At 73.2% G+C, this 9,979-nt stretch carries 8 protein-coding genes; 2 read left to right on the top strand and 6 right to left on the bottom strand.

Annotated elements, in window-relative coordinates:
* Window positions 1-172: 172 nt before the first annotated feature.
* Window positions 173-604 (bottom strand): PPOX class F420-dependent oxidoreductase, encoded by a 432-nt coding sequence (locus ACWCPW_RS50810; RefSeq protein ID WP_449768474.1) that lies wholly within the window; start codon window positions 602-604, stop codon window positions 173-175.
* A 60-nt stretch (window positions 605-664) separates the two neighbouring features.
* Window positions 665-3,514, bottom strand: a complete 2,850-nt coding sequence (locus ACWCPW_RS50805) for an FAD-binding and (Fe-S)-binding domain-containing protein (RefSeq protein ID WP_449768473.1) — start codon at window positions 3,512-3,514, stop codon at window positions 665-667.
* A gap of 158 nt (window positions 3,515-3,672) precedes the next feature.
* Here ACWCPW_RS50805 and serC point away from each other — a divergent pair, with 158 nt between their 5' ends.
* Window positions 3,673-4,791, top strand: a complete 1,119-nt coding sequence (serC, locus tag ACWCPW_RS50800) for a phosphoserine transaminase (RefSeq protein ID WP_449768472.1) — start codon at window positions 3,673-3,675, stop codon at window positions 4,789-4,791.
* Window positions 4,792-4,862: 71 nt separating this feature from the next.
* Here the strand turns inward: serC and ACWCPW_RS50795 are convergent, their stop codons facing one another.
* Window positions 4,863-5,918 carry a hypothetical protein gene (locus tag ACWCPW_RS50795; RefSeq protein WP_449768471.1) on the bottom strand — a complete coding sequence of 352 codons (1,056 nt, stop codon included), beginning with the start codon at window positions 5,916-5,918 and terminating at the stop codon, window positions 4,863-4,865.
* A gap of 153 nt (window positions 5,919-6,071) precedes the next feature.
* On the opposite strand from ACWCPW_RS50795, the gene ACWCPW_RS50790 reads away from it, so the two are divergent.
* Window positions 6,072-6,818, top strand: a complete 747-nt coding sequence (locus ACWCPW_RS50790) for a 3-keto-5-aminohexanoate cleavage protein (protein WP_449768470.1) — start codon at window positions 6,072-6,074, stop codon at window positions 6,816-6,818.
* A gap of 246 nt (window positions 6,819-7,064) precedes the next feature.
* Here the strand turns inward: ACWCPW_RS50790 and ACWCPW_RS50785 are convergent, their stop codons facing one another.
* The 3 genes from ACWCPW_RS50785 to ACWCPW_RS50775 form a co-directional block, all read right to left on the bottom strand.
* Window positions 7,065-7,823, bottom strand: coding sequence for a maleylpyruvate isomerase family mycothiol-dependent enzyme (locus tag ACWCPW_RS50785; RefSeq protein ID WP_449768469.1), 759 nt, complete (start codon window positions 7,821-7,823; stop codon window positions 7,065-7,067).
* A gap of 108 nt (window positions 7,824-7,931) precedes the next feature.
* Entirely contained in the window at window positions 7,932-9,236 is a 1,305-nt protein-coding gene (locus ACWCPW_RS50780; protein WP_449768468.1) for an MFS transporter, read from the bottom strand.
* Window positions 9,237-9,333: 97 nt separating this feature from the next.
* Entirely contained in the window at window positions 9,334-9,735 is a 402-nt protein-coding gene (locus ACWCPW_RS50775) for a MarR family winged helix-turn-helix transcriptional regulator (RefSeq protein ID WP_395873381.1), read from the bottom strand.
* Window positions 9,736-9,979 lie beyond the last annotated feature (244 nt).

Raw genomic sequence — 9,979 nt, 5'->3', positions numbered from 1 at the left:
CAGCACACCCCCACCGAACCCACCCGACGTCACGCTCGTCGGACCGACCCGCACCACCCCAACCCGCCGCAGAAAGACCTAAAACACCGGTATTGGGTCTAGATCGGGCCCGGAGCACGGGGCCGGGGCCGCCGCGCGTGTGGTTCGCGCGCGGGCCCCGGCCGTCGGGCGTTCAGCCGATGTCGGCGCCGTAGACGTGGTCGACGGCCATCGTCATCAGCACCCGGCGATCGGCGACCATCACGGAGCGGTATTCGGCCCAGTCCGGGTGCTCCCCGGCGGCGCGGCGGTAGTAGTCCACGAGCGCCTCGACCTCCGGGCCCCGGGGATCGGTGCCCGGTCCGACGAGGGTCACCGTGCCCTCGGCCGTGGCCCAGGAGCGACCGTCGGGGCTGGTGACCTCCAGGGCCGCGCGCGGGTCGCGGCGCAGGTTCGCCGTCTTGGCGCGGCCCTCGGTCATCGAGACGTAGAGGACACCGGCCTCCCCGTCGTAGAACGGCATCACGGGGGAGAGCTGGGGGCGGCCGTCCGACTTGATCGTGGCGAGGACCCCGAGGCGGCTTTCGGCGAGGAGCGTGCGCGGGTTGAACGCTGTGTCGGTCATGTCCGGTGCCAAGTCGCGATCGCCCACCGGCTATTCCCGGTGCCGCGCGGACGGGTGACGTCACGGCCGCGCCACCGGGGCCGGGGCCGGCGGCAGCGCGGCGGCCAGGAGTTCGGCCAGGTGCACCGGGCGGCGGTCGCTCACATGGGTGATCTGGGTGCGGCAACCGAAGCCGTCGGCCAGGGTCACCGCGTCCGGTCCGGCGGCCGCGAGCGCCGGCAGCAGCCGGTCCGCCGCGACCGCCCGCGACACCTCCGCGTGCGCCGCCTCGTAGCCGAAGTTGCCCGCCAACCCGCAACAACCGCCGGCGAGTTCGCCGGTCAACCCGGCCCGGGCGCGCAACCGCCGGTCGGCCGCGTCGCCCAGCACCGCGTGCTGGTGGCAGTGCAGTTGGCCGGTCACCTCACGATCGAGCACCGGCGGCGCCCAGTGCGGCGCGTACTCCTCCAGCGTCTGCGCGAAGGTCTTGACCGAGTCGGCCAGGCCGTGCGCCGACCGGCCGAGCAGCTCGGGTACGTCGGTGCGCAGCGACGCGGCGCAGGACGGTTCCAGACCGACGATCGGCAGCCCGGCCTCGATCGCCGGCCGCAGGGTGCGCACCGTACGGGCCATCACCCTTCGCGCGATGTCCAGTTGCCCGGTCGAGACCCAGGTCAGGCCGCAGCACACCGACCCCGGTGGCACCACCACCTCCAGCCCGGCCGCCTCCAGCACCTCGACCGCCGCGCGCCCGACCTCGGGCCGGAACCGGTTGCTGAAGGTGTCCGGCCACAACACCACCCGACGGCGCGAACTCCCGCTCACCCGCGGCCGATCGCGCCACCACCGGGTGAACGGCTCGGGTGCGAACGGCGGGATTTCCCGGGTCCGGTCGAGCCCGGCCAGGCCGAGCGCCGCACTCCGCAGCGCCGGCACCCTGGCCGCCGCGTTGGCCAGGCCCGCCAGGCCCGGCACCGCACCCACCGCGCGCGCCACCAGCGGCAGGTTGCCCAGCGCGTAGTGCGCCGCCGGCCGCAGCCGGCCCCGGTAGTGGTGATACAGGAACTCGGCCTTGTAGGTGGCCATGTCCACGTCCACCGGACAGTCGCTGCGGCAGCCCTTGCAGGACAGGCACAGGTCGAGCGCGTCGCGGACCTCGGTGGAGCGCCACCCGTCGGTGATCACCTCGCCGATCAGCATCTCGTGCAGCAGCCGGGCCCGCCCGCGCGTCGAGTGCGCCTCCTCGCCGGTGACCCGGTACGACGGGCACATCACGCCGCCGGAGGAGGTGTCGGCCGACTCGCGGCACTTGCCCACCCCCACGCAGCGCCGTACGGCCGCGGCGAAGTCGCCGCCGTCGGCCGGATAGCCGAACTCGACCGACACGGGTGTGCGCATCCCGGCGAACCGCAGATTGCCGTCCACAGGGTGTGGACGAACCACGATGCCCGGGTTCAACAGCCCCGCCGGGTCCCAGATCGCCTTGAACGCGCCGAACAGTTCGACGATCTCCGGTCCGTACATCCGGGGCAGGAACTCGGCCCGGGCCTGTCCGTCGCCGTGTTCCCCGGAGAGCGAGCCGCCGTGCGCGACCACCAGGTCCGCCAGGTCGGACGAGAACGCCCGATACGCCGCGACGCCGCGCGTGGTGAGCAGGTCGAAGTCGATCCGGATGTGCACGCAGCCCTCGCCGAAGTGCCCGTAGGGCAGCCCGCGCAGGTCGTGCCGGTCCATCAGCGCGGCCAGCGCGCGCAGGTACGCGCCGAGCCGCTCGGGCGGTACCGCGGTGTCCTCCCAGCCCGGCCACGCCTCCGAGCCGTCGGGCATCCGGGTCGCGGTGCCGGACGCCTCCTCGCGGATCCGCCACAGCGCGCGCTGCCCCGCCGGATCGGTGACCACCCGCGCCGGTCCGGAGCCGGCCAGCGCGTGTGCGCGCTCCTTCGCCTCGGCGACCGTGTCCGCGCCGACCTCGACGAACAACCAGGCCGCGCCCGGCGGCAGTTCCACGTCGCGCGCGGACGCGGCCGACGCGACCAGGCCCGCGCTCAGGCTCTCCACGGTCAGCGGGCCGTGCGGCAGCAGACCGGGCGCCGCGTCGGCCGCGGCGAAGTCGTCCGGGAAGCCGAGCACCGCCAGGGCGCGCGCCTTGGGCGCCTCGACCAGGCGCAGGCCGGCCCCGAGCACCACGACGCAGGTTCCCTCGGTGCCGACCAGGGCCCGGGCCAGGTCGCGACCGTGCTCGGGCAGCAGTCGATCCAGGGCGTAGCCGGAGACCCGGCGCGGCAGGGCCGGGAAGCCTCGCCGGATCAGCGCCAGGTTGGCGTCGGCGAGGTCGGTGAGCGCGGCGTGGATCCCGGCGGCCCGGCCGGTGGTGGGCACCGCCTGATCCCGGCCGACCCGCATCCGGGTGCCGTCCATGGTCGCGACGTCCAGCCATTCGACGTTCGCGCTCGTCCGGCCCCAGGCGACCGAGTGCGACCCGCAGGCGTCGTTGCCGATCATGCCGCCGAGCGTGCAGCGGCTGTGTGTGGAGGGGTCCGGGCCGAAGGTGAGCCCGTACCGGCCGGCCGCGCGGCGCAGGTCGTCGAGCACCACGCCGGGCTCGACGTGCGCGACGCGGGTGGTCGGGTCCACGGCGTGGATGCGGTTCAGGTGCCGGGCCAGGTCGAGCACCAGGCCGTTGCCGGTGGCCTGGCCGGCGATGCTGGTGCCGCCGCCGCGCACGGTCACCGGCACGCCGCGCTCGTGGCACACCGCGAGCGCCGCGAGCACGTCCTCGGCGTCCAGCGGGGCGACCACCCCCGGTGGCACCTTGCGGTGGTTGGAGGCGTCCATCGAGTGCAGCGCGCGGGCCTGCGGGTCGAACCGGACCTCTCCGCGCACCCGCGCCCGCAGCGCGTCTTCGAGGTCCCCGAGCTGTGCCGTCACCACGCCATCCTCACTCGTCGCGCCCGCCCGGCCGGGAATCGCCCGCCGCCGGGCGCGTGTCGCCCACCCGTCGAGACGCCCCCGTGCCACATGCCGGGCGCGATCGTCTCATTGTGCGGAATACACATCACCCACGAATCGGACACGACTACGCTCTCCGCGTGGCCGAGATCCAGATTCCCGCAGCGCTCATGCCCGCCGACGGCCGGTTCGGTTCGGGCCCGTCCAAGGTACGTCCCGAGGCACTCGCCGCTCTCGCGGCGACCGGTACCTCTCTCCTGGGCACCTCGCACCGGCAGGCGCCGGTGAAGAACCTGGTGCGCCGGGTTCGCGAAGGTGTCGGCAGCCTGTTCTCCCTGCCCGAGGGCTACGAGGTGGTCCTGGGCAACGGCGGCGCCACCGCCTTCTGGGACATCGCCGCGTTCGGCCTGGTCGAGCGCAAGTCCCAGCACCTGTCGTTCGGCGAGTTCTCCTCCAAGTTCGCCACGTCGGTCAAGGCCGCGCCGTGGCTGGAGGAGCCGACGGTGATCAAGTCGGAGCCGGGCACGCACCCGCTGCCGCGGGCCGAGGCGGGCGTGGACGTGTACGCCCTGACCCACAACGAGACCTCGACCGGTGTCGCGATGCCGATCGCCCGGCCGGCCGGCGCCGACGCGGGCTCGCTGGTGCTGGTCGACGCGACCTCCGCGGCGGGCGGGCTGCCGGTGGACGCGGCCGAGACCGACGTGTACTACTTCGCGCCGCAGAAGAACTTCGCCGCCGACGGCGGTCTGTGGCTCGCCGCGTTCTCGCCGGCCGCGCTGGAGCGCGCGCAGCGGATCGCCGCGTCGGACCGCTACATCCCGCCGTTCTTCGACCTGGCCACCGCGATCGACAACTCGGTCAAGGACCAGACCTACAACACGCCGGCGCTGAGCACGCTGTTCCTGCTCGCCGACCAGCTCGAGTGGATCAACGGGCAGGGCGGCCTGGACTGGGCCGTCGCACGCACCGCCGACTCGTCGGGCCGGCTGTACGGGTGGGCCGAGAAGTCCTCGTACGCGAGCCCGTTCGTGACCGACCCCGCGGCCCGCTCGCAGGTGGTCGGCACGATCGACTTCGCCGACTCGGTGGACGCGGCGGCGGTGGCCAAGGTGCTGCGCGCGAACGGCATCGTGGACACCGAGCCCTACCGCAAGCTGGGCCGCAACCAGCTCCGGGTGGCGATGTTCCCGGCCGTCGAGCCGGCCGACGTCGAGGCGCTGACCGCGTGCGTCGACTACGTGATCGAGCAGCTCTGATCCGCGTTCGCGGCGGCTGAGGGGCCGCCGCCCCGGACCGAACCGGTCCCGGGGCGGCGGCCCTTCGGCGATCAGGCCCGGTTCCGGCCGCCGAGGCGGCGATACGCGAAGAAGAGCACCGCCAGGCCGACCACGGCCAGCACACCCGGGCCGTACGTCCTGGCCTTGTCCATCCCGGAATCGCCGCCGCCCTCGTCGTCGGCGCTCGTGCCCGCGTCCGCGGAGGTGGTGCCGCCGGCCGACTCGGCTCCGGGCTTGGCACCGGACGCGGTGCGCACCGAATCCGGCCGGTTGTCGCCCTCGAGCTCGACCCGGCGCACCTGGCTGCCCTTGCCCTCGCTGCCGAACAGCAGGTCCTTGCCGTCCCGGCTCCACGCGACCGACTCGCCCTGGCGCTGGATCGGCACGGAGACCCCGGCCAACTCCTTGCCCGGCGCGGCGAACACGGTGGCGGAGAAGTAGCCGCGCAGCACGAACCGCGACCCGTCCGGCGCGAACGCGCCGTCGGTCACCGTCGAGCCGCCGGCGGCGATCCGCTTGAAGGTGTTGATCCCGGTCGCGGAGAGCTGCTCGGGCTGCTCGTACAGGCCGCCCTCGGCCTCCTTGCTCGCGATGTAGAGCTTGTTCGTGCGCGGGTCCAGCAGCAGCGCCTCGGCGTCGCGCGGGCCGTTGTCGTACTTGACCCGGAATTTGGTCGGCTTGACCGTCGCGTCGGCCAGCGTCGCGGGCTCGGCGAAGCGGTAGATCCACACCTCGGGCCACTTGCCGTGCAGGTTGTCGCCGATGTCGCCGACGAACAGCGCGGGCTTGCCCGCGTCGTCCTTGCCGACCGTGATCGCCTCCCAGTCCCGCGCGTCCACACCGGACAGCGTGATGGTCGCCTTGGTGGCGCCGTCCTTGCCGATCGCGTAGATCCTGGGCGCGTCGGAGCTGTCGTTGTGCGTCCAGTAGACGTCCGGGTGCTGGGCGCTGGCCACCAGGCCGCTGGACTCGGTGACGCGCTCGTCCTTGATGGTCAACAACACGTCCGAATCGGCCGCCGCCGACGCCGGTACCGCCACCACCAGGGCGACGGCCGCCGTCAGGGCGCCGAGGCCGCGCATCCGGCCCTTTCCCACGCGCTTCACCCGTCCCGTCCTGTCATGGGTCCAGCCTGCCGGCCGGCCCCGATCCCCGTCGGGCCGGGACCACTTTGCGACAGCTCGGCCGAATCCATTGCGGTTTGCCGTGTGTCGGGGATGGGATGGGAGCTTCGTGGGCGTCGGCATCCGGAGTCTTCCATGACACTTGTCAAGGCATGTCTGAACGGCACACGGCGCCCCGAGGAGCACCCGGCGCTTCCGCTGACACCGGCGCAGATCGCCGCGGACAGTCGGGCCGCGGTGGCCTCGGGCGCGTCCATCGTGCATGTGCACCCGCGCGGGCGCGACGGTCGGGAGAGCCTGGCGCCGGACGTGATCGCGGCGGTGGTCCGGGCGATCCGGGGCGCGGCCCCGGGCGTGCCGATCGGGGTGAGCACGGGCGCGTGGATCGAGGCGGACCCGGACGCCCGGCTGGCCGCGGTGCGGGCCTGGCGGGTGTTGCCCGACCTGGCCTCGGTCAACCTGTCCGAGCAGGGCTCGGTCGAACTCGCCCACGCGCTCGCGCACTTGGGCGTGGGGGTCGAGGCGGGGGTGTGGACCGAGGCCGACGCGGAACTGCTGGTCGAGCGGGACCTGGCCGCGGTGTGCACCCGGATCCTGGTCGAGGTCGAACGCGCCGATCCGGTGGGCGCGCTGGACGAGGCGGGACGCATCCTGACCGTCCTGGACCGGCACGACATCGGCGTGCCGCGTCTGCTGCACGGCGCGAACGAGTCCGCGTGGCCGGTCCTGGACGCCGCGATCGCGGCCGGGCTCGACACCCGGATCGGGCTGGAGGACACCCTCCTGGACCCGGAGGGCCGCCGGGTCCCGGGCAACGCGACGCTGGTCCGGATCGCCGCCGATCGGGTCCGCGCGGCCCGCGCGGCGGGCAACCCGCACTGACCCGCGTTCCCGGGGCCGGCCCGGCTCCGGAGTTCTCCCGCGCACCCGCGCCCGCGCTCGGCCGCGCGCCCGCGTCGGCACGTGGGCGCGGACGCGTCAGCGCATGAGCGCGCCGATGATCACGGCGATGAGCAGGAGGGCCAGGGTGGCCGTGACTACGCGGGTTCTGGTGCGGGGATTCACGCCCCAAAGCCTACGCGGCGCGGGCGCGCGACCGAATTCCGGTCGGGCGCCCGCGCTCGCGGGTCAGACCATCGAGGCCGCCAGACGGCGGCGGAAGGCGGTCAGCACGGTGCGGTCGCCGGTCTGCGAGACGACCGAGCCGGGCCTGCGGCCCCACAGGTAGAGCAGCAGTTCGGCGGGCTCGCCGGTGACCGCCGCGTCCGTGAACCCCTGGTCGCGGGACATGCTCACGCCGGAGCGATGCATGGTCAGCCGCCAGTGGTGTCGGTTGCTGTGCACGCCGATCGTGCGCCCGCTCGCGCCGTCCTTGGCGCCGCCGTCGTAGTGCGCCGGGAGCAGTACCCCCAGCACCTCGTCGATCCCGTCCAGGGCCTGCTGGGCGTCCAGCGGTCCCGGGGTGCCGACGGCCATCTCGATGTCGGCGCGGTGCACGGCGGCCTCGCGCGCCATCCGGCGGATCAGGAAGCCGGCGGTGCCCGGGTCGGGTCCCCCGCTCTCCACGCCCTCCGCGACGCCGGGTTCGAGGTCCTCCCCCTCGATCGGGTCGAGCGGGTCCCGTCGGGCCATCTCGGTCACGAGCGCCGTGTGCGCCCGGGTGTAGGTGTCGAGCAGTTCCCCCTTGTTCGCGCCGCCCGCGACCGGGCGGTGCTCCGGGCGCAGTTGCCCGGTGGCGCTGTTGTACATGAGCACGGAATGTCGCACGACGTCGGCGACCGTCCAACCGGGACAGGACGGTACCGGCGCGTCCATGTCCGTGACGGCCGCCTGGCCCAAGCGGAGACCCTCCGCCTGGAACAGGTGCTGGAACCGCACGTAGTCCATCGTTCAAGGATTCCAGCGTTCCGGGTGACGTGTCGATGGCCTGGGTCACCCCAGGGCGTGAATCCCTCGTCAAGAAAAGGTGTATCGCACACCTGTGCTGACGCTGTGTCAGATCTTGACCACGGGATTACCGAACTCCGACCGTGTCGCCGGGACGGCCGGCGCCGCCGGCCTCATCGCGCGCACCACCGTGCTCGGCCGCAGCCGGATCCCGGCGTGCCGGGCGAGCAGCGCGCCGACCACGAGCGCCGCGGCCAGCGAGATCAGGCCGCCCACGAACAACCCCGTACGCGGACCGAAACTCTCCGCCAGCCAACCCGTCAGCGGACCGCCCAGCGGGGTGCCGCCCATGAACACGAGCATGTAGATGCCCATCACCCGCCCCCGCATCGCCGGGTCGCTGCCCAGTTGCACGGTCGAGTTGGCCGCCGTGTTGAAGGTCAGCCCGGCGATCCCGATCGGCACCAGGAGCAGGGCGAAGCTCCAGTAGCCGGGCATCAGCGCGGCGATCGTCTCCAGCAGGCCGAACACGATCGCGGCGCCGACCAGGACCCGCAACCGGGTGCGGCCGCGCTTGGCGGCGAACAGCGCGCCCGCCAGCGAGCCGACCGCGAACACCGTGTTCAGCAGCCCGAACGAGCCGGGTCCGGCGTGGAAGACGTCGTTGGAGAAGGCCGCGAGGGTGACCGCGAAGTTGTAGCCGAAGGTGCCGATGAAGCCGACCAGCGCGATCGCCACCAGCAGGTCCGGACGGTCGCGCACATAGCGCAGCCCCTCGCGGAGCTGGCCCTTCTCGCGCGGCACCACCGGCATCGTGCGCAGCTCGGACTCGCGCATGGCCAACAGGCCCAGCAGCACCGCGATGTAGGACACCGCGTTGACCGCGAACACCCACCCGGTGCCGATCGCGGTGATCAGCAGACCGCCGACGGCGGGGCCGACGATCCGGGCGAGCTGGAAGTTGGCCGAGTTCAGGCTGACCGCGTTGGCCAGGTCCTTGCGGCCGACCATCTCGATCACGAACGCCTGGCGCGCGGGGTTGTCCACCGCGGTGGCCATGCCGAGACCGAACGCGAGCAGCCACACGTGCCACACCTGGACGGCGTCGCTCAACACCAGGACCGCCATCACGGCGGCGAGCAGACCCATCACGGTCTGCGTACCGATCAGCAGCAGGCGCTTGCGGTAGCGGTCCGCGATCACGCCGCCCCACAGGCCGAACAGCAGCATGGGCAGGAATTGCAGCCCGGTGGTCACGCCGAGCGCGGTCGCGCTGCCGGTGAGCTTGAGCACGAGCCAGTCCTGCGCGATGCGCTGCATCCACGTGCCCGTGTTCGACACGGTCTGACCGGCGGCGAACAGCCGGAAGTTGCGGTTTCGTAGTGATGAGAAGGTGCCGGCTGTCGCCGCCACGGGCTCCCCTTTCGTCGTACGTTCGGCCGAGGCCGGATGAACATCCGTCCCTGAACCGAACCGCGACGCGGGGCGCCGGACTCCCGGGCGGCAGGCCCTAGGCCTGCGCCAGCTTCTCCAGCACCGGCAGGGCCGCGCGCAACGCCTCGTTCTCCTCGGGCGTGAGCCGGGCCAGGTGTTCCGCCAGCCAGGCGTTGCCCAGCCTGCGGTTCTCCTCCACCACCGCGGCGGCGGGCTCGGTCGCGGAGACCACGACCTGCCTGCGGTCGTCGGCGTGCGGCTCACGGCGCACCAGGCCGCGCTCCTCCAGGCCGGCGATCACCCGCGTCATCGACGGCGGCTGCACCTTTTCCTGCCGGGCGAGTTCGCCCGGAGTCATGGCGCCGCGCACGACGAGCACGGTCAACACGGAGAGTTGGGTGGGGCTCAGGGTCTCGTCGGCCCGCTGGTTGCGCAGGCGACGGGAGAGCTTCAGCACCGAGGCACGGAGGGCTGCCACCGTGGCACGGTCGGGTTCGGACGGGGACACGTTTCTTAGCTTAACTCTTTACTCTCGCTAACTTCCAATGGTTTGCGCCCCGCGGATATTCCCGGGACGCGCCGTGGACAAGATTCGGCCGGTGACCCCCCACCGGCGCGTCAGCGCCCCCGACCCACCCCCACCCCAGTGATCGACGCGCGCAGCGCGGAGAGCGGCGGAGCCGCAGTTTCGGGCTTCGTGGCCCGGAGCGAAGCGCAGGGCC

The organism is Embleya sp. NPDC001921, from assembly GCF_053594475.1.
This window is presented reverse-complemented; position numbering and strand designations above follow the sequence as displayed.